Origin of the sequence: Bacillus sp. DE0042 (assembly GCF_007680225.1) — a bacterium.
Lineage (GTDB): Bacteria > Bacillota > Bacilli > Bacillales > Bacillaceae_G > Bacillus_A > Bacillus_A wiedmannii.
Genome location: NZ_VEJP01000005.1, coordinates 15918 through 36748, shown reverse-complemented (window position 1 = coordinate 36748; position 20831 = coordinate 15918). Strand labels below are relative to the sequence as shown.

The 20831-nt window shown below is 36.2% G+C and carries 20 protein-coding genes and 2 tRNA genes; 2 read left to right on the top strand and 20 right to left on the bottom strand.

Translation table 11 applies throughout. The annotated features are described in order from the left end of the window. Positions 1 to 139: 139 nt before the first annotated feature. From lonB to FS802_RS18830, 5 genes are all read right to left on the bottom strand, one after another. Positions 140 to 1810 (bottom strand): ATP-dependent protease LonB, encoded by a 1671-nt coding sequence (lonB, locus tag FS802_RS18850; protein WP_000119165.1) that lies wholly within the window; start codon positions 1808 to 1810, stop codon positions 140 to 142. A gap of 106 nt (positions 1811 to 1916) precedes the next feature. Further along, entirely contained in the window at positions 1917 to 3176 is a 1260-nt protein-coding gene (gene clpX, locus FS802_RS18845) for an ATP-dependent protease ATP-binding subunit ClpX (protein WP_000472285.1), read from the bottom strand. Between the two features lie 264 nt (positions 3177 to 3440). After that, positions 3441 to 4718, bottom strand: a complete 1278-nt coding sequence (tig, locus tag FS802_RS18840) for a trigger factor (RefSeq protein WP_098654355.1) — start codon at positions 4716 to 4718, stop codon at positions 3441 to 3443. 309 nt (positions 4719 to 5027) lie between these two features. Then, on the bottom strand, positions 5028 to 6026 hold the full coding sequence (locus FS802_RS18835; RefSeq protein ID WP_000358261.1) for a hypothetical protein: 999 nt from the start codon (positions 6024 to 6026) through the stop codon (positions 5028 to 5030). 197 nt (positions 6027 to 6223) lie between these two features. Next, on the bottom strand, positions 6224 to 6472 hold the full coding sequence (locus FS802_RS18830; RefSeq protein WP_001983650.1) for a hypothetical protein: 249 nt from the start codon (positions 6470 to 6472) through the stop codon (positions 6224 to 6226). A gap of 519 nt (positions 6473 to 6991) precedes the next feature. On the opposite strand from FS802_RS18830, the gene FS802_RS18825 reads away from it, so the two are divergent. After that, entirely contained in the window at positions 6992 to 7606 is a 615-nt protein-coding gene (locus FS802_RS18825) for a PH domain-containing protein (protein ID WP_000473874.1), read from the top strand. A 94-nt stretch (positions 7607 to 7700) separates the two neighbouring features. Here the strand turns inward: FS802_RS18825 and FS802_RS18820 are convergent, their stop codons facing one another. The 9 genes from FS802_RS18820 to FS802_RS18780 form a co-directional block, all read right to left on the bottom strand. After that, positions 7701 to 7901, bottom strand: coding sequence for a hypothetical protein (locus tag FS802_RS18820; RefSeq protein ID WP_000124457.1), 201 nt, complete (start codon positions 7899 to 7901; stop codon positions 7701 to 7703). A 412-nt stretch (positions 7902 to 8313) separates the two neighbouring features. Then, a tRNA-Arg gene (locus tag FS802_RS18815) sits at positions 8314 to 8387 on the bottom strand. A 1-nt stretch (position 8388) separates the two neighbouring features. Then, a tRNA-Gly gene (locus tag FS802_RS18810) sits at positions 8389 to 8462 on the bottom strand. A 109-nt stretch (positions 8463 to 8571) separates the two neighbouring features. Continuing rightward, on the bottom strand, positions 8572 to 9075 hold the full coding sequence (locus FS802_RS18805; protein ID WP_098707240.1) for a metallophosphoesterase: 504 nt from the start codon (positions 9073 to 9075) through the stop codon (positions 8572 to 8574). A gap of 13 nt (positions 9076 to 9088) precedes the next feature. Further along, positions 9089 to 9697, bottom strand: coding sequence for an XTP/dITP diphosphatase (locus tag FS802_RS18800; RefSeq protein ID WP_141545863.1), 609 nt, complete (start codon positions 9695 to 9697; stop codon positions 9089 to 9091). An 11-nt stretch (positions 9698 to 9708) separates the two neighbouring features. After that, positions 9709 to 10446: a ribonuclease PH gene (rph, locus tag FS802_RS18795; protein ID WP_098654351.1), complete on the bottom strand. Its 738-nt coding sequence runs from the start codon at positions 10444 to 10446 to the stop codon at positions 9709 to 9711. Positions 10447 to 10574: 128 nt separating this feature from the next. Continuing rightward, positions 10575 to 11624: a spore germination protein GerM gene (gerM, locus tag FS802_RS18790; protein ID WP_001126754.1), complete on the bottom strand. Its 1050-nt coding sequence runs from the start codon at positions 11622 to 11624 to the stop codon at positions 10575 to 10577. 131 nt (positions 11625 to 11755) lie between these two features. Beyond that, complete coding sequence (gene racE, locus FS802_RS18785) at positions 11756 to 12565, bottom strand: glutamate racemase (protein ID WP_000773993.1); 810 nt, start codon at positions 12563 to 12565, stop codon at positions 11756 to 11758. A gap of 358 nt (positions 12566 to 12923) precedes the next feature. After that, positions 12924 to 14249: an MFS transporter gene (locus tag FS802_RS18780; protein ID WP_098654350.1), complete on the bottom strand. Its 1326-nt coding sequence runs from the start codon at positions 14247 to 14249 to the stop codon at positions 12924 to 12926. 460 nt (positions 14250 to 14709) lie between these two features. Between FS802_RS18780 and FS802_RS18770 the strand changes: the two genes are divergently transcribed. Then, on the top strand, positions 14710 to 15399 hold the full coding sequence (locus tag FS802_RS18770) for a type 1 glutamine amidotransferase domain-containing protein (RefSeq protein ID WP_000728524.1): 690 nt from the start codon (positions 14710 to 14712) through the stop codon (positions 15397 to 15399). A gap of 43 nt (positions 15400 to 15442) precedes the next feature. On the opposite strand, the gene FS802_RS18765 is transcribed toward FS802_RS18770, so the two are convergent. The 6 genes from FS802_RS18765 to FS802_RS18740 form a co-directional block, all read right to left on the bottom strand. Continuing rightward, a complete protein-coding gene (locus FS802_RS18765) occupies positions 15443 to 16081 on the bottom strand; it encodes a TetR/AcrR family transcriptional regulator (protein ID WP_001233026.1) in 639 nt (212 codons plus the stop codon). Between the two features lie 160 nt (positions 16082 to 16241). Further along, positions 16242 to 16904 carry a type 1 glutamine amidotransferase domain-containing protein gene (locus FS802_RS18760; RefSeq protein WP_088048054.1) on the bottom strand — a complete coding sequence of 221 codons (663 nt, stop codon included), beginning with the start codon at positions 16902 to 16904 and terminating at the stop codon, positions 16242 to 16244. A gap of 156 nt (positions 16905 to 17060) precedes the next feature. Then, on the bottom strand, positions 17061 to 17348 hold the full coding sequence (locus FS802_RS18755) for a hypothetical protein (RefSeq protein WP_098654349.1): 288 nt from the start codon (positions 17346 to 17348) through the stop codon (positions 17061 to 17063). Positions 17349 to 17533: 185 nt separating this feature from the next. Continuing rightward, positions 17534 to 17758 (bottom strand): spore germination transcription factor GerE, encoded by a 225-nt coding sequence (gerE, locus tag FS802_RS18750; RefSeq protein ID WP_000659484.1) that lies wholly within the window; start codon positions 17756 to 17758, stop codon positions 17534 to 17536. A gap of 165 nt (positions 17759 to 17923) precedes the next feature. Beyond that, positions 17924 to 19219 carry a purine/pyrimidine permease gene (locus FS802_RS18745; protein WP_098654348.1) on the bottom strand — a complete coding sequence of 432 codons (1296 nt, stop codon included), beginning with the start codon at positions 19217 to 19219 and terminating at the stop codon, positions 17924 to 17926. Positions 19220 to 19317: 98 nt separating this feature from the next. Beyond that, positions 19318 to 20559 carry an amidohydrolase family protein gene (locus FS802_RS18740; RefSeq protein ID WP_048562188.1) on the bottom strand — a complete coding sequence of 414 codons (1242 nt, stop codon included), beginning with the start codon at positions 20557 to 20559 and terminating at the stop codon, positions 19318 to 19320. Positions 20560 to 20831 lie beyond the last annotated feature (272 nt).

The window sequence follows — 20831 nt, the reverse complement described above, 5'->3', positions numbered from 1 at the left end:
ACAATACATCTAGATGCAATTGCAGAGATTTTCCGCAATTGTAAATCTCTCGTTTTTTCTCCCTTTTAAAAAGGAAAAGAGACTCCGCTTAAGCATACAAACTTAAACGAAGTCTGGCAAATTTTATTATCATTCATTCTCACATTGATTGTGCATCTGTTTCGTCTACAGTAGTATGTATATCAAGGTCTCGATGCATATTTTCCTGCATAAATGTTAGCTCAAATACTTCTTTTAACTTACGAACAGGAATGATTTCAATTCCTTTTATTGTATACAAAAACGGTTGCATGTTTTCAGCAGGAATGATGACTTTCTTAGCACCTGCTTTTTTCGCGGCTTTTATTTTTGCGTACACACCACCAATAGGTTTCACTTCCCCGTGTATACTTATCTCACCGGTCATCGCTACTTCATTACTCACATACGTACGATGCACTGCTGAATATACACCTGTTGCCATAGCAATACCTGCCGAAGGCCCATCAATTGGGATACCACCTGGAAAATTAATATGTATATCGTACCCTTCTGGCAATACATCTAGAGAACGAAGTACTGTTAATACATTATCTACAGAACCTTTCGCCATACTTTTACGGCGAATGGATTTCGTTTGACTACCAATACTTTCCTCTTCCACAATCCCGGTAACATTTACGGATCCTTTATCTTTCGCCTTGATTGCTGTTACTTCAATTTCTAATAACGCGCCTGTATTTGGTCCGTATACAGCAAGTCCATTTACAAGACCGATTCTCGGAATAGGATAAATACGTTTTTCATATTTCGGTGTAAGTTGACTAGAGTGAACAACCCACTCTATATCTTCATCTTTAATGAAAGAACGTTCTTCATTTATTGCCATACCAGCAGAAATTTGTACAAGGTTAATCGCTTCTCGTCCATTTCTTGCATACATCCCGATCATTTCAATACCATTTTTACCTATTTGCATTTCCACTTTATCAGCTGCATTCTTCGCTACTTTTTGAATCTCTTCTGTATCTAACTCACGGAAAAACACTTCTAAACAGCGTGACCGAATAGCAGGAGGAATCTCCTCTGGCGAACGTGTCGTCGCCCCAACTAAGCGAAAATCGGCTGGCAAACCTTTTTGAAAAATATCATGTATATACGTTGGAATCATCGAATTTTCTTCACTATAGTACGCACTTTCCAAAAATACTTTCCGATCTTCTAACACCTTTAACATTTTGTTCATTTGAATTGGATGTAATTCACCAATCTCATCAATGAACAAAATACCACCATGCGCATCTGTTACAGCCCCTTTTTTCGGCTGTGGGATACCCGCTTGCCCCATTGCACCTGCCCCTTGATAAATCGGATCATGGACTGAACCAATTAATGGGTCTGCAATACCACGTTCATCAAATCTTGCTGTCGTCGCATCAAGTTCGATAAATGTTGCATTCGTACGAAATGGAGATTTCGGATTGCGTTTCGCTTCTTCCAATACAAGACGTGCTGCCGCTGTCTTCCCGACACCTGGCGGACCATATATAATTACATGTTGCGGATTCGGACCACAAAGAGCCGCTTTTAACGACTTAATCCCGTCCTCTTGCCCTACAATATCTAAAAAGGATGTAGGACGTACCTTCTCCGCAAGCGGCTCTGTTAAAGAAATCTCACGCATTTTACGAAGCTGTTCTAATTCTTTTTTCGATTCTCGATCAATTGAAACTTTTTGTGTTCGCTGATTTCGAAGTAAATGCCAAAAATACAATCCGACAATTACACCAAAAACAAGTTGAACAAGTAAAAATATATTTGTCCAGCTCATAATTTATTTCCTCCCGCAATGTTTTATCATTTAGTATTTCCGCGGAGGAACATAGCTAAACATAAAGAAAAACAGCAATTATAAAAATTGCTGTTTCTTCTTCGCACTATGCAGATGTTTTTGTATCAAGTACAGTACCGTCTTGTAACACCAATTTCGGCGGTTCATTATCAGCTACTGTTTCTTTCGTCAGAATACACTTCTCGATATCTTTGCGAGATGGAAGTTCGAACATTACATCAAGCATTAAGCCTTCAATAATAGAACGAAGTCCACGAGCACCTGTTTTACGTTCAATTGCTTTTTTCGCAATCTCAACTAGTGCACCTTCTTCAAACTCTAACTCAACATCGTCAAGCTCCAATAATTTTTGGAATTGCTTAACAAGTGCATTTTTCGGTTTCGTTAAAATATCTACAAGAGCATCTTCATCAAGCGGCTCTAGGTTCGCAATAACTGGAAGACGACCGATAAACTCCGGAATTAAACCGAATCTTAAAAGATCCTCTGGTAAAACGTGAGATAAAACATGCTTCTCATTTACATCAGCATTTTTCTTCTCAGCACCAAATCCAATTACTTTCTCACCAAGGCGACGTTTAATAATTGGCTCAATGCCATCAAACGCTCCACCACAAATGAATAGGATGTTCGTTGTATCAATTTGAATGAACTCTTGATGCGGATGCTTACGACCACCTTGAGGTGGAACGCTCGCTACAGTACCTTCTAAAATTTTCAGAAGTGCCTGCTGTACACCTTCACCAGATACATCACGTGTAATTGATGGATTTTCGGACTTACGTGCCACTTTATCAATCTCATCAATATAAATGATTCCTTTTTCCGCTTTCTCTACATCATAATCAGCTGCTTGGATTAATTTTAGTAAGATGTTTTCTACATCTTCCCCTACATATCCAGCTTCTGTTAAAGATGTTGCGTCCGCGATTGCAAATGGAACATTTAAAATACGCGCTAATGTTTGTGCCAATAATGTTTTACCACTACCAGTTGGCCCAATAAGTGAAATATTACTCTTCGCTAATTCTACATCATCAATTTTACTGTTAGAATTAATACGTTTGTAATGGTTATATACCGCTACCGCTAGTGCTTTTTTCGCGTTATCTTGTCCGATGACATACTCATCTAAGATTTCACGAATTTCTACCGGTTTCGGTACATCTTTGAATTCTACTTCTTCGTCCTTCGCAAGCTCCTCTTGTACAATTTCAGTACAAAGTTCGATACACTCGTCACAAATGTAAACACCTGGACCTGCAACTAACTTTCGAACTTGCGTTTGTGTTTTACCACAGAAAGAACATTTTAATTGACCTTTTTCATCATTAAATTTAAACATATTTTCACACCCCTTACAAAGTGCTAACCTCTTGCCTTCGTATGTACACGATAAATGTATCGTATGTAAATACATATTATGTCACTACGTGGCGAGAAATACAAATAATATGACTAGTTATGTACAAATAAAAAAATTTTAAAACTTTTGAAATATGTATATTCGACTTGTAAAGGAAGTTTTCCTTCTTCATCGAAAAGTTTTATAAATATATTTCTATATTTATAAAACAAGGCACGATTAAAATCGCGCCTTGTTATTTTATTATGCAGCGTTGTCTACTAAGAAGTCTACAACTTTACGCACTTTAAGGTCTTCAGATAAAGCGTCTACGCTTCCAAGAGCTTGCTTGATAGCGTCTACTGGCATACCGTACATTTCAGCCATTTTTTCAACTTCTGCAGTTACTTCTTCTTCAGTAACTTCGATGTTTTCAGCTTCAATGATAGCTTCAAGAACAAGATTGATTCTTACGCGTTTTTGAGCGTCTTCTTTCATTTGCTCTTTTAACTTGTCAGCGTCAGTACCTGTGAATTGGTAGTAAAGCTCAAGGTTCATACCTTGTTGGCTTAAACGTTGCTCGAATTCACGAACCATACGATCTAACTCAGTGTCGATCATAGCTTCTGGAATCTCGATTTCAGCGTTAGCAGCAGCTAATTCTACTACTTCGTCACGCACTTTGTGCTCAGCTTCGTGCTTTTTGCCTTCTTCTAAGTTTGTACGAAGTTTTGTTTTTAATTCATCAAGAGTTGCAACTTCTTCGTCAGCTTCTTTAGCGAACTCGTCGTTTAACTCAGGAAGTTCTTTTGTTTTGATTTCGTGAATTGTTACTTTGAATGTAGCTGGTTTACCAGCTAATTCAGCAGCGTGGTACTCTTCTGGGAATGATACTTCAACTTCTTTAGAATCACCAGATTTAAGACCAATTACTTGCTCTTCGAAACCAGGGATGAAAGTACCAGAACCGATTGCAAGAGAATAGTTTTCGCCTTTTCCGCCTTCAAATGCTTCGCCATCAACGAAACCTTCGAAGTCGATTACAGCTGTATCACCGTTTTCAACAGTTCCTTCTTCTTTAACAACTAGTTCAGCTTGACGCTCTTGTAAAGATTTTAATTCGTTCTCTACATCTTCGTCAGTTACAGTTGTTTCAACTTTTTCTACTGCTAAACCTTTGTACTCACCTAATTTAACTTCAGGTTTCACTGTAACTTTTGCAGTGAAGATAAGGTTAGCATTTTTTTCGAACTTCTCGATGTTGATTTCAGGATGATCAACTGGGAAGATACCAGCTTCATCGATCGCTTCACCGTATGCTTTTGGTAAGATGATATCTAAAGCATCTTGGTATAAAGATTCGATACCAAAGCGTTGTTCGAATAACGGACGAGGCATTTTCCCTTTACGGAAACCTGGTACGTTGATTGTTTGTACTACTTTTTTGAACGCAGCGTCGATAGAGTTGTTTACTTCTTTAGCATCAACTTCGATTGTTAAAACGCCTACGTTACCTTCTAATTTTTCCCATTTTGCAGCCATTTATTCTTTCCCTCCAACTATAATAATGTATGCACATACCTCTATAGATTAAAATCTTCATTATCTCTTTTTTGAAATAACAAAAGTACAAATAATCCTCTAGCAAAAGCTTTCAGATATAATGTTCCAATCTACTAATTGTCTAAAAGACAACTACGGTATATTTTGTTCGAGAATAATATGAAACATATTAAGTAAGAGAATTACACTTCTCTTCTCTTACAAACAGGCAGATTTCTGCCTTTTGCAACCCTTACATTATAACATAGAATATGCTCGTTTCAAGAACCGAACGATTCTTTTTCATAATTATACGGGCAAATATCCTTCTCTTTCAACACGTAATAACCATTGATAGGCAATATGAAACTCTTCTAATTCAATATTATACGCTGTCATAAGCTCTTCTTCATCAATAGTCAATCCGAAACGCTTTCTTCCAATTCTCTCTAAAACAGCAGCCCAAATCTCCACTTTATCCATTAATAGAGCGAATGGGAAAACGCTAATTCGCAATTCTTTCCAATATGTAACCATAGCATCAAATATATCGGGATAATTTTGCTCTAATCGGCTTGATAATGTATGTATAATGTTATCGGATTGCTCCTCATTATGACCTGTAAATGCTGGAATCACCTTGATTGTATTCCCAAACTTTTCTACCTCTATCTCTTCTTCTATTTGATTTTCTATCATTTTATATAAAATAGAAGTTTTCAAATAAGGGTGCTGTTTTTCGTCTATTAAAAATTTCTTTAAAATAGGTAATGCAAGATCCAAGTCTTTTAACGAAAGTTGCTGAATCGCTCTTAGCTTTTGTCCAAAGTTTTCTCCAAACATTTCATTAGTAAACTCATCCAATTCAAAATTCGAATCGACTAGTGACGTATCTACTTCACTTAACATACCTTCTGCAAATAAAGCGAGCTGTGCTAATTTTTCCTTTTGCTCAGGCATTACATCTTTCGTTTGCAAAACCTTTTCAACGATTTCAATGACACCTTCATAATCATTTGTTTGAACTAAAATCGTCACATATGTTTCAAGAATATCACCAAATAATACAGCTCCTGTTTCAAGTAACTGTTCACATTTGTCTTTCGCTTCTTCCATATGTTTTAATTCTAACAAACAAATAACAGAAGCGAGTTCCGTTTGTTCCGTTTCTGCATTATACTGACGTAATATTTCAAAGCAGCGCAATGCATCTTCGAATTTCCGCTCTTTCAGTGCTAAAAAACCTTCATCAATATATCGCTCTGATAGTTGTGGAAACAATACGACCGTATTTTCTTTTTTATCCATACGTCCGCCTCTTTTTCTAGATTTTAATTATCTTTAAAGTAAATATATCAAATGAGTAATAAGAACACAACATCCCAAAACCCTTTGTTTGAAATATGAAAATATTTAATTTTTATATTTCAATATAAACAAATCCTTACTAAAAATTTAAAATGTGCAAATAAAAATCCTCAGCAATTAAAGCAGAGGATTCATCATTAATGGAAAGCTTTTATAATAGTGGGGTATATAACAAGGGTAATAATTTGGAGAACAATAATTGCCATAACAATCATGCTAAAATAGAAGATTGGTTTACTTCGCTTCATTAAAAACATAATAATAAGCATCGTACAAGCAAACAAACTTAAGAAGAACAAACTCGTTGTCGAACTAAGTATACCACTCGGGACAAAGAACAATAACACTACACTACAAGTACCTATAATTCCAAATAACCATTCCATTCATTCACTCATTCCCTTTCCCTCTCATGGCAGTTTTTTTACTAAGCGATTAAATGTTTTACAACATCAACTACATATGTTAATTTCTCATACGCTACAAATCCAAAAGCAACTGTTAAACCCGTTACGATTAACCCTTTCATCATTTCTTCCTCCTCGTTTTATCGTTGTTACCTTCATTATAGAGGATTAGCAATTTGTTACCATCGAACTTCCTTACAGTTACCTTACAGAATTGTAAGATTTCAAAATGTATAGAAAAAAACCTCATATTACTTGAGAGGTTTTCACGGAATTTCTCTATAATTATTTGTAAAATTAACTTTTTTCTCTTGATTATTTTTCGGAGAATCCACTCTTAAACTAATAGATTTACTAAATAACTTAGGGTTGAAATAATCATTCGTTACTTTTCTTAACTTACCTTCAAATGTTTTTAATTATATGAAAACACTTTATTGAAATCGTGTTAATATATTTTTATACAATTAAGAATTTAATTTACAAGGGGGATTCTATATGTTTAAGAAAATGGCTGCAGATGTATTAGGACTAAGCGATGTAGGTTCTGTCATCACACCGAAAGATTACGATAAAGTTGATGCTGATGATTACGTGATGCATGAAGATGGGGAGAAAATTTATTTTCTAATTAAATCAAAATCAGATGAATATTGTTTCACAAACAAAGGATTACTCCACCTAGATGGTACAAGTGCGACAAGTAAAAAACGCACACTACGCCGCTTTAGCTATAGTAAATATCAAATTAAAAATGTAGCACTTGAAACTGCGGGAACAATTGATTTAGATGTAGAAATTAAGTTTCAAATGGGAGATGAGCATTATTCAATTGATGTTCATAAAAAACATATTGAAGAATTAAAAGATTTATATAAGGCTTTACTTAAAATAGAAGAAATTTCATACGACAACGATATTACATTGCAGTATGCACATAAAAGTCTAGATATGGCATCTAACGCTTTCAGCCGTATTTCAAACGCACAAGTAAATTTAGCAGAACAATTTAAAGAAATGAACGAGATCGCCTTTAACTGGCTCGTTGATACGAAGAAACAATATAACGTGAAAGATTATGGTTTTGTCTTTGACAAATTTATTAATAACTAATTTAAAACAAACAAAAAACCTTGTTATCAAAAGATATCAAGGTTTTTTTAGCGTCCCAGGAGAGGTTCGAACTCTCGGCCCGCTCATTTTCGTACTATTTTATATATTTTGATCGCAGTCTTAATATATCTTCTCCTTCACGAATGCCTGCCGATCCCTTCCTCACATTTTTTATGACAGTCCAATCTGGGTTAGTTTCATCACCGATGTTCTGTACTGTAAAGTTGCCATCACCATATTTCCGGTGACCTTCTGCCAATTTCTCCGTTAAATCATTCTCATTTGATCTCGCCATCTTTGCGCCATCTCCCTTTTTTATACAACCTTCTTTAAACTGTCCAACCAATCACAAGTCCAGTCAATTGGAGATTCTCGTTTTCCGCTTCTATTAATTGTAACACACTGTCGGGGATAAGTTCCGATAACGGTGCTCATTCTTACTAGAATGGTAAAAAGTTTTATAACATTCTAAGTGAACAATTGGGATAATACAGATATGGATTTAAGTTCCTTCATAAGCCTATTGATTCTTTAAATTAAACAAGAGAAATAGGGCGCATAAATGGCGCTCTTTTCTTAATGCACTTTAATCTGTTGTATATAATAATTATCATATGTTACTTTATATTTTTTACACCTCTTGCGCATACATCAATTTTTAGACAAACAAAAAACCTTGTTATCAAAAGATAACAAGGTTTTTTTAGCGTCCCAGGAGAGATTCGAACTCCCGACCGTACGCTTAGAAGGCGTATGCTCTATCCGGCTGAGCTACTGGGACATGGAGCGGGTGAAGAGAATCGAACTCTCGACCAGAGCTTGGAAGGCTCTTGTTTTACCACTAAACTACACCCGCATATGTTATTTTATTTTTCTTCGTTAGCGCCGTTGCCCTATCGACAATATTTATTATATGTATAACCATACATAAAGTCAACACCTTTTTTAAAAGAGGATAATTTTTCTTATCCTCTTTTAAAAACTGCTTGTTCAACTAGTTGTCCGTCTAATGTTTCAAAACGAACTTCCATTTGATTTTCATCCATTTCTAATAAAGCAAATGTCTTTTCTACACGCTGACGTGGTAATAAAATGCTGCCTGGATTAATAAATAAAACGCCGTCGATTAATTCTGCACCTAATACGTGAGAGTGTCCGAAGCATGCAACTTGCGCCCCTACCTCTTCTGCGTGGTACGCTAATGTTTGTAATGTCATTTTCACGTTATGACGATGTCCGTGCACAACTACGAAACGAATGCCATCTACATCAGTTACAATTTCGTCTTGAAAGTTAGCATAATCACAGTTCCCTTTTACAACATGGAAACCTTGCAGCTCTCCATGAGCAGGCGTTAGCTCTGAATCACCGCAATGAATCATGACATCTACTTTTCCTTCATATTTCTCTTTCAACTGCTGTAATTCCTTCACAGAGCTATGACTATCGCTTACGATTAAAGCTTTCATCAATCTCTCTCCCTTATTCTCCTAAAAACCATTCTGGGATTTTTTCTTCTAATTTACGAAGAGCACGTCCGCGGTGGCTAATGGCATTTTTCTCATCCGAGCTTAGTTCCGCCATCGCTTTTTTATATTCTTCCACATAAAAAATCGGATCATATCCAAAGCCGTTTTCTCCGCGGCGCTGTTCTAAAATATACCCTTCGCACGTCCCGTTTACAATAACAGGCTTTTTATCACCTTCAGGGAAAGCCACTGCTAATGCACAGTAGAAGCGAGCTTTACGCTTATCAAACGCTACATCATTTAATTCTTGTAACACTTTATCAATATTCGCTTGATCATCTTTCGGCTCTCCAGCAAAACGAGCTGAATACACGCCTGGTTTTCCATTTAAAGCATCTACAATAAGACCTGAATCATCCGCGATTACGATCGCATTCAGCTGTCTACTCAGACTATCCGCTTTTAAGATCGCATTTTCTTCAAATGTTTCACCAGTTTCTTCGACTTCTTCAATATGAGGAAAATCGTGTAATGATTTTACTTCTAAATCAAATCGCTCAAATAACTCAGCAAATTCACGTGCTTTCCCCATATTTTTTGTCGCTACAACAACTTGTTTCATACTTTCCACCTCTACTCTATATGAGATACGATGTCACCTAACGCTTCTTTTTGCATGTCAATCAGTTGGAAGATGCCTTGTTCCGCAGCATCAATCAATTCATTTAACTGCGCTCTGCTAAACGTCGCTTCTTCTCCAGTTCCTTGCACTTCAACAAACTGGCCTTTTCCAGTCATAATCACGTTCATATCAACGTCTGCTTTAGAATCTTCTACATAGTTTAAATCTAAAACAACACCTTGCTCTTCAACAATTCCTACTGACGTTGCTGCTAAATAATCTTTTACTGGAATTTTAGATACTTTTTCTGCTTGTAATAACTTCTCGAACGCTAATACCATTGCTACATATGCACCTGTAATAGAAGCAGTTCTCGTTCCACCATCCGCTTGAATAACATCACAATCGATCCAAACTGTTCTTTCACCAAGTGCTTCTAGGTCAACTACCGCACGTAAAGCTCGTCCAATTAAGCGCTGGATTTCCATTGTACGTCCTGTTACTTTCCCTTTACTTGATTCCCTAATTGTACGTTGTTCTGTTGCACGTGGAATCATCGCATATTCAGCTGTTACCCAGCCCTTTCCTTCTCCACGCATAAACGGTGGGACACGCTCTTCAATTGTCGCTGAGCAAATTACCTTTGTATCCCCAACTTCAATTAATACTGACCCTTCTGGATTTTTTAAATAATTCGTATGAATATGTATATGGCGTAATTCTGTTTTCTCTCTACCATCTACTCGCATAAAAATAACCTCCTCATAACTACTTGTTAGTATAGCCAAATTTAAATGTATGATATGTATACAATAAAAGAAGGGGAACCAAAAAAGCAATTCCCCTTTCTTACTTAAGTATATCAAATTATTGAAGATTAAAAACTACCTGTATTCACGTTTTCTGGACGATCGACAGGTTTTATTAACTTTCCGCCCTTTTCATCTATAAGATTCGCTTTACCATTTACTTCAATAGAAACACTTTTCACGCCTTTCTTTTCTGTTAAAGATAAAACTAACGACTTCAATACGTAATTTGAAACCATATTTTTATCTGGGTTTATAAATATATTTTCATTAAAGTTTAATGTAAGATTTCCATCTTGTAACTTCGGATTCGTAATCAACTTAACTCCTGGATTAAAATCATTCAGAAGCGATTGATGAATCGGTCCTTTTACAAGTTCATCTATAATTGCTGCATAATCATTTTCTTTTCCTTCTACAACGCGGCGTGTTACTGGTACGTAGTATTGCTGCTTATTATTATTTTGTGCCATAAAATAAAGTGTAACAGGTTTTGTATTTGTTACATCCGCTACTTGTTCATCATCGAAGTTGATACCATTAGCACGGCTCACCCCTTCACCAAGTGGTGTACCACCAACAGGCATCTTCGCCAATTTCTCACCATTTATTTGGAACTGCACTTGTTTTATTTCTTTAAATTGCGTCAACGTCCAGGCTATTGACTCAACCATCTGACGCTCTTCCTCTTTTGCATAGTTTTTCATTTCTTTAGAGAAATCAATGACTGCCGTCCCATCTTTTTTCAAATCTAGTGTCATCGATGTATTCGCTGGAATGACTGCACGGAACCCATTCGGTAATAGATTCGTTACCGGCCCATCTTTCACAAGGTACTCTAACGTTTGCTGAATGACCTCATTTGCTTTCGGAGTAGGTATCGCTAACGTTTGCGGTACAACATAGCCATTTTTATCAACAAGGTATAGTTCTCTATTTACCGTTTGTCCTTGCTTATCTTTCTTAGCTACTTCTTTCTTTCCACCCTCTGTATACGTAACTTGTTTTGGTGGATCAATTTGTTCCGTTGCTTTCTCCTGATTTATAAAGCCACACCCTGTTAGTAAAACAGCGCTCACAGTAGCACCAACAACCCATTTAAAAGTGGATTTAGGCATGCCATTCCCCCCTAAAATCTAAGTTTGTACTATTATGTATACGAGCTGTTTCACTTTTTAGAACAAGCTGTGCTTCCTATAAACAAAAAAACTCCCGATTTCTCAGGAGCTCACTTATATGGATTCTACTATTATTCTTTTTCTAAATGAATATGTTTCACATTTTCAATCGGTTGACCGAACCATTTTGATGCAATTTCTTTAAATAGGCCTATTTTTCCTGTCGTTAAGAAGAGATGATCACTTTGTTCCTCTCCCTCATTCAACATTTTACTATGGTATAAAATTGTACTTACTTCGCGCGCTGTTTCATCACCTGAACTAATTAGTTGTACTTTATCTCCCATTACTTTTTTAATAACAGGACCTAAAATTGGATAATGTGTACAACCTAAAATAAGTGTATCAATATCAGTATTTTTCAGCGGTTGCAACGTTTCTCGTACAACTTCATACGCCATTTCACTTTCAAAATTTCCACTCTCTACAAGCTCAACGAAAGGCGGACACGCTAAACTTTCTACCATAACACGGTTATTAATAGACTTTAGCGCTTCTTCGTATGCACCACTTTTCACCGTTCCAATCGTTCCAATAATCCCAACATGATACGTGTTTGTCACTTTTAAAGCTGTACGTGATCCTGGGTGAATAACTCCTACCACTGGAATTGGTAATTGTTTCTGCATCTCTTCTAATACAACCGCAGTTGCTGTATTACACGCAATAACTAACATTTTGATATTTAAATCTAGTAAATGCTCCGTCATTTCCCACGTAAATTGATGCACTTCTTCTCGAGAACGTGGACCATAAGGGCAACGTGCCGTATCCCCTAAATATATAATACGCTCTTTCGGCAACTGACGAATTAATTCCTTTGCTACTGTTAAACCGCCAACTCCTGAATCGATAACACCGATTGCTCTATTCAACTTCATCACCCGTTTTCTCATTCATCATCTTATTTTATCATTATATTTTACACACTTTAAGTTCGCTAACTTAAACTGCTTCTGTATGAAAATTTTCATTTGTACCTGTATAGACTAGGACCTTTTTTATTTTGCTCCTTTTTTTCATAATTTGCAAGACAGAAAAATAACCGACCTTCTATATGAAAGTCGGTTTCTTCTATATAAAATGCGTATTTACCACGTTATTTGCCGGGCAGTAAGACCCCCACCTCAAAATTCAGCGAAAGCAAAGAAGTTAGGTGGGGATCGGGCTGCCCGTAAAAGCCCGATTGGTTTAACTAATAATTAGTGGGGGGATGCCCCCACTAATTAAAGTTTCACTTTATTGCTCCATCTTTTTTTGGAAAGAAGACATTCCTATTAATAAGAAGAAATGAGCAGAGATTAAAATGACGATTAAAATAAAATTCAAACGATAACTATTTGTAGATTCCATAATTTTGCTCGCTACAGCTGGTCCAAATGCCATACCGAAAAAATTAATTAAATTATATAAACCAAGACCGACTCCAACTTTAGCTGGATGTAATGTTTTCGGTATAAATGTGTTTAATGATACTTGAATAGCTGAATAACTCATAAATGTTAAAATAATCGCCACTACAATAACGACTATGTTCCCATTCGGAATAAACCCCAAAATTAAAAAGCCAACGATCATAATGACAGACGCTACATAAATCATATTCACATTTCCAAACGAAGGGACAATCTTTCCAGTAATAAAACTAGATACAATACCAAAAAGTGATGCAACAAACAAAGCAATTCCGATAACAAATGGAGACAATCCGTGCTCTCTGCCTAACAGCAATGGTAATAATAATAAACTAGCACATAGCGCCACATTCATTATAAATCCGACCGCTATTAAACGAAGAAATGGTTTATTTGTAAACAACTCAATATCAATAAATGGATGCTCCGCGTTCTTCATACGAACCGTGAATAAAAATAAGAAAGCTACCGATAACATAAATAGCCAACTATTAATATTTACACCTAATAAAACAGTCGTAATGAACGCAAATAATAACACCGCTCCAATGTAATCAAAATGAAACGCTTCATCCGTATGCTGCGCTTCTTCTGGCATAAATTTTATAAGCAAGAAAATCCCAACTACTGAAATAACCATAAATAAAAATAAATATGGCCACCCCAATGTATTTGTAATAGCCCCGCCAACTAAAGGACCAATACCTATCGCTAATGCAATAGAAGAACTAATCATCGCTAATGCACCAGGCTTCTTATCAGGAACAACTAATTTTGCCACTGCAATCATACTAAGCGCAATAAACGCCGCGCCCCCACTCGCCTGCACTAATCTTGCAAGAATGGTAATCGCATAAGATTGATTCATAAATCCAATAATAGAACCCGCTACAAATATGATAATTGAAATAATTAATAGTTTTTTTACACTATAACGATCAGCCAACTTCCCGTAGATCATCGAACCAATACCGACAACTAAGGAATACCCTACTACAACCCAACTTACTTTCGATTGACTAATGGATAAATCGTTCGCCATATCCTCTAACGCTACATTAAATAAAACCGCATTCATCGGTCCTAATAAAACGATAAAACATAATGTGAAAACAAACCATTTTGAATGGTTACTTATATCTCTCCCCATGTGTAACACCTCTCCTGATTGTAGTAACTGTAAATGAAAAATAAAGTGAAACTTTAATTAACGGGGGCTTCATCCACCGCTGATTATTAGCCTTCACCAATCGGGATCTTACTGCCCAGCAAATAGCGGGGTAAGGTGGTTTAGCTCCGCTATCACAACTAAACAACTTCATCAAATGTATAAATTTATCGCGCGACAAACTGAATTCGAAACGAAGCATGTATATTGTTCGATATTCATGGAACTATCATAGTTTCAGCATTACAGTTTGTCAACGAAAAATATACAAAGTAAACTAATTTTGTCTTTTTGGTTTACTTTGTTCAAAGATTGTTATACACTAATTTCGAATCCGATATAAGGAGGACTGACATGGTTATTCAAATTTGCAATTTCTAACTTAATAAAATTAAGTAAATAAAGAACTTTTATATAGAAGAAACATTATAGGAGGATTATGATGAAGAAAAAAATGTTAGTTGTATTAACGAGCGTAGAAAAATATCCAAATTTAAATAGAGCGACTGGGCTTTGGCTTGGTGAAGCTGTCCATTTCGTTAAAAAAGTTGAAGAAGCTGGTTACACAGTAGATTATGTCAGCCCACAAGGTGGCTATACACCGATTGATCCTCATAGTTTAGCAATGGCGGAGAGCGTCGATTGGGAATGGTATCAAAAGAAAGAATTTATGAATCGTCTCGGTTCTACAATGCAACCGAGTGAAGTGAATCCAGCAGACTACGCTGCGATTTATTACGCAGGCGGTCACGGTGTAATTTGGGACTTCCCAGAAAATAAAGAACTTCAAATGATTAGCCGCAACATTTATGAAAATGGCGGAATCGTCTCCTCTGTTTGTCACGGAGCTGCTGGTTTATTTCATATCACATTAAATAATGGGGAACGCTTAATTAGTGGTAAAAAAGTAACAGGATTCTCAAATGAAGAAGAAAAACTAGTTGAATTGGATCAATTCGTTCCATTTTTAACAGAAGATGAACTCATTAAAAATGGAGGGCTTTACGAAAAAGCCGCGCAACCTTGGGAAGCTTACGCTGTAGAAGATAATCGTGTTATAACTGGTCAAAACCCAGCTTCAGGTGGTCCAGTAGCTGAATTAGTATTACAACACATAAAAAATAACATGTAATAAAAAAAGCAGGTTTTCCATTACTATAGGAAAACCTGCTTTTTTACGAAATCATTTGCAAAATAGCAATAACTTCTTTTTCAATTTCCGAATCATCAATTGCTTCTATATACTCTGGTTTAAAAAGTTGGTACTTCTTTAGTTGATAAAAATCAAGTATCGCTTTCTTTAACGTAATATCGTACTGAATACAAAAAGAATGATCTATAATACGTCTTAACATCACATCATCTTGCACCATAAATAATTGTGCGTTCATTTTATTAAAGTAGCCTTGTTCCATACCAGCTTCAAAAAACATTTGCAAATTATGATTACGATTTTGTTGTGCAGCAACTAACCGATCAGATAAGTGCGGATATGCCTCTTTCAAATCTTGTAAAAAGACATCAGAAATATATGTCACACACTTTAAAGAATGGATAAACGTCTTTTGGAAACGTTCTGCAAAAGACATACTTTCATCTTGATTATCCGCATCTCCTTCAAGAAGGTAGTTCATAAAATCTTCTACCACAGCTTCAATAATCTCATCTTTTGAAGAAAAACGTTTATATAAAGTAGCTTTACTAATATCCATATACTTCGCAATTTCATCTATTTTCAATTGGCTAAAACTCGTTTTTCTAATAACGGGCTTTATTTTATTAATATAAGTGTTTGCACACGCAACTTTTCTCATTAAAAGAGCCTCCCCTTTTGTCCATACAAAATAGTATAGCAAATTCACGATTAATTATAAATGAAGTCATTATACTCAATACATCTTTTTAGTTTAAGGTATTTTTCATTTGCACTATATAAAAAATGCCCGCTACCTTTATTAGTAGCGAGCATTTTTTCTATAATTTATTTACAGCTCTTCTTATAGCTTTCCCTATTTCCATACTAGACTGCGGGTTTTGCCCTGTAATTAAATGTCCATCTACTACTACATGCGGTGTGAAATTTGGAGCAACATAAAACAAAGCCCCTTCTTCTTTCAATTTACTTTCTAATAAAAACGGCACTCGCTTTTCTAAATGTACAGCTTTTTCCTCATCATTCGTATAACCTGTTAAACGCTTACCGGCACTAAAAAACGAGCCATCCTTATTTTTCACACCGACTAAAGAACTTACTCCGTGACAAACAGCCGCTACAATTCTGTTATTGTTATACATATTCTCAATTAAATTTGCAACATATGGATTACCCGGAAAATCTACAATCGCCCCGTGCCCACCACCAAATAAAACTGCATCATAATCCGAAAAATGAACATTTGAGATCGGCTTCGTATTTTGCAATAAAGAAGCGACATACTTAAATTCACGAGGTATGCCATTTGGAATAGACACTCTATCAATAGGTACTTTACCGCCCTTTATCGACACAATATCAACATCGAACTTAGCCTTTTTAAATACATTATAAGGAGCTGCGAGCTCTTCCAACCACAAACCAGTCGGGTGTCCATTCATATCATGAGCGCTTGTTGAAACTAACAATATCCTTTTCAACATATCCCCTCCTTACTACCTATTTATGTATGGAGTGTTCTTATCATTCATACAGCAAGCGGAAAAAACGAGAACAACAAGCGGACCTTTTGTATAAAATTCTGCTTGTTGTTCTCGTTTGAATTATTTCGTACAAAGATGTTCACAATCTGATAGCTTTTATCTCCAACGCCACGCAATCGTGTTATCCTCCATATGAATAGCAGGTATATTAATCCCTAAATACCGCTGATCATCCTCATCAAAAATAGACCAATTTTCTTCATATGAAAATTCAGGGTCTATGCTTTCAAAATCAAATACACTATCTTCGTCTACCATCTCACGAAAATATTTTTGGAACGGTTTACTATTCTCGAATAGATGAATTGTTCCATACATCCATGGCATGTCTCCAAAAACATCTTTAATTTCACCTATCTCCATATCCTTAAAATACAACTTCATATTTGCACCTTCTTATTTATAAATGACAAAGATACCTAACCTGAATACCTCATCATGTTCTAAAACAATTATTTTTAACATTTCTGCCTGAAACATACCTTCCCTCTCAAAGTCTGAGATACCTTTTTAAATTCAAAATATAAGCAAAAAAAATAGCCGACTCTTTATATAAGCCGGCTTTCTTTTTATAGTTCGAGCTCTCCCATGCGAAGAAGCTCAACAACTGCTTGTGAACGTCCTTTAACTCCTAGCTTTTGCATTGCGTTTGAGATGTGGTTGCGCACTGTTTTTTCACTGATAAAAAGTTCACCTGCAATTTCTTTCGTTGTTTTATCTTGAACCAGTAATTCAAATACTTCTCTCTCTCTCTTTGTGAGTAACGGTTTAGATTGATACGCTTTTTCCTTCAACTGGTATAACCCTCCTTGCTTAAGCCAGAGCCGTGTATGTGTAAGTTGGGTGTTTATTTAGTCAAGATATTGTATGAACGAAATGTGCGGGTGGTGAATGAAAATGGGCTTTATTTCACATGTTATTTTAGACTTTTATACAGTTCGCACACTCTTTGTATCCACTCACTTTTCAGTACGCCATATTTGTTCTAGTAATATACTGAAAACTGTACCTACGAACAAACCATTCCCGAATATATATTGCATAACAGACGGTAAGGATTGGAGTGCTCCAGACGGTAAAAACATAACACCGCTTCCAAATAATACAGCAACTCCTAAAACCGTTACATTCCTTTCGTTCATTGGCACTTGTTTTATATTATGAAATCCAATTCCAATTAGCTGTACGAACGAAGCCATTAAAACCGCAGATGCGACAGCGGATGGCAACGATGCTAAGTAACGAATAATACTTGGAAACAGTGACATTACGACTAGTAACATACATGCTAGTAAGAATGATCGTATATACTTTTGTTTCGTTAAACGTATAAATCCCGCCGTCGCTGGTAATGGCACGACACCTACAGTTGAAAATACAGAAGAAATGATATGTGAAATCCCTCCAACCCACGTACCATCCTTCAACTGTTTCTGTTCAATAGTCCCTTTTTGAATAGTAGCTTGATTAATTGCTATAATCGCTGCCACTGTATTTGAAACTAAAATACATACCATAACGAAACTCGATACAGCCATACCTGTATTCCACTTTGGAAGTCCCCAAGCAAATATTTGCGGAAGTTGCACAAAATGAGTTACTTGAGCTGGAATCGTCACTTTTCCTGCAATTAGAAAAAGAATCCACCCACTAATTAATCCTATTAAAACCGCATAACTTTTGACAAAACCTTTTCCGAAGTTAGATAGTATAATAACGAAAAGAAATATGCTAAACGCAATTATCGCTGTAAATCCATCGATTTGAGAAACAGTAGCAGTAATTCCTAGCATCCCTTTTAGAAATACACCGCTTAATTGTAAACATAATAAAAGTAAAAATGTTCCTGTCACAAGTGGCGTAAATAAAAATAAAATACGTCCGATAAAACCAGTTACTCCTAATCCTATTAAAATAACACCGGAAATTATCATTCCTAATTCTAAAATTTGCAACGTACTATGTAATTGATCTTGTCCGACAGTTGCGTAAGCAAGTACGGTAAATACGCCAACCCAAGATCCAGCTGGGCCATCCGCAATTGGTAGTCTATGTCCAAACCACCCTTGTAAAAAAGAAGATATACCAACTACAAAAAACGTACGCTGCATTAAATAAAATATTTCTTCCGTCGTAAGATGAAATAATCCGCCAACGACAATTGGTAGTGCGATTGAATTCGCTAATAAAAATATAAACCATTGCAAAGTTCCCATAATATGATTTTGGTTATGTTGATTGTCCAAATTTTTCATCCTTTCTAGCTTCCCTATAAGAAATATATTGCAAGCATAACAAAGAAGGGTTCTACACTCACAATTAGAACCCTCCTCTAAACATTCAAACGATTCTTTTACACAAGATTATTTAATTCCACCTCATTTAAACTACCAACAACAATATTCCCTTTATGCACGACTAAACTTTTCTCTGTTTGACGCGCTACCGCTTCAGCAGTACATGTTGCATTCGTCAAAACAAAACTCGCTTCATCTCCTACATTCGGCCACGCTCGCTTCCCTTCATCGTTTAACGTTTCTTTGCCTCCCGTAATAAAGCGAAGAGCTTTTCCTAAAGACCTTTCGTCACTCCACCCAAAACGTTCCGCCAATCGATTTGCCTTTTGCATCATATCACCTGTGCCAAACGGTGACCAATGATCAGTAATACTATCATTTCCTAACGAGACTTTCACACCTTTTTTATCTAATAACGGAATTGGGATTACTTGTTTCCCAATTGGCACCGTTGAAGTAATATCAATGTTTAAAGCAGCTAGTCTTTCCGCCACTTCTTCAACTTCTTTATCCGTAACACCACCAAGTCCAAGTGCATGACTAATTGTTACGCGACCTTGCCATCCCGCTTCTTCTGTTAAACTTGCCAATCGCTTCATCGTAAACGTCCCAAGATTATTCGCATCATGCAGATGAATATCAACATCTGCATTAAATTCTACTGCGATATCCATAATGGTATGTAATGATTTTTCAATATCATTATCCACTGTAGCTGGATCCACTCCACCGACTAGATGCGCACCCATACGCATCGCATCTTTCACAAGTTGCACAGAATTACTGCGCAATAATCCGTGTTGCGGAAAAGCAACAATTCTACCAGAAACCTGATTTTTATATGTTTCTAACGCCGCTAACGTCGCCTCCAAATTACCAAGTCCAATAATCGGATCAACATTACAATGCGTTCTAATATTCGTTGCACCATTTCGAAGCAATAACGCTAACATATTTTCCGCCCTATCTTGAGCAGTTGCTAATTGCTTCGGCAGAATTTTTTCTTCTTCATGAAAACGCGTAAAAATATTCTCTGCTGGCATACAAGCTTTCCAAGGACCACTATAATACGTCTTATCAATATGAATATGCATCTCTTCAAAAGCAGGCAAAATTAATAAACGCTTAGCATCAAGAATTAATACTCCTTCCTCTTGAACAGCCCCTGCTATCATTTTTTTAATTCGTCCATCTTCAATGAGTAAACTACATAACTCTGTTTCTGTTTGGGAAATTCTCCCCTCTTCATATGTATACCCTGATTCAAGCATTACATTAGTCAACCAATATACTGTCATCTCTATTTCCCCCACCCTTTATTAAAAGTTACCTCTTACTATAATTTTAATATCAACTGAAAATTAAGACAATTAATACGACTGTTCCCTAAAAAAAATGTCATACAACCTCATAGTCTTCTCATAAATTTCCATATAGAATAGAAGTATATAGCTTGGTATAAAGTGAAACTTTGATCAGTAGGGGGGTGTTCATCCCCCCACTGATCATTAGTTAAACCAATCGGGCTTTTACGGGCAGTTAATCCCCACCTAACTTCTTTGCTTTCGCT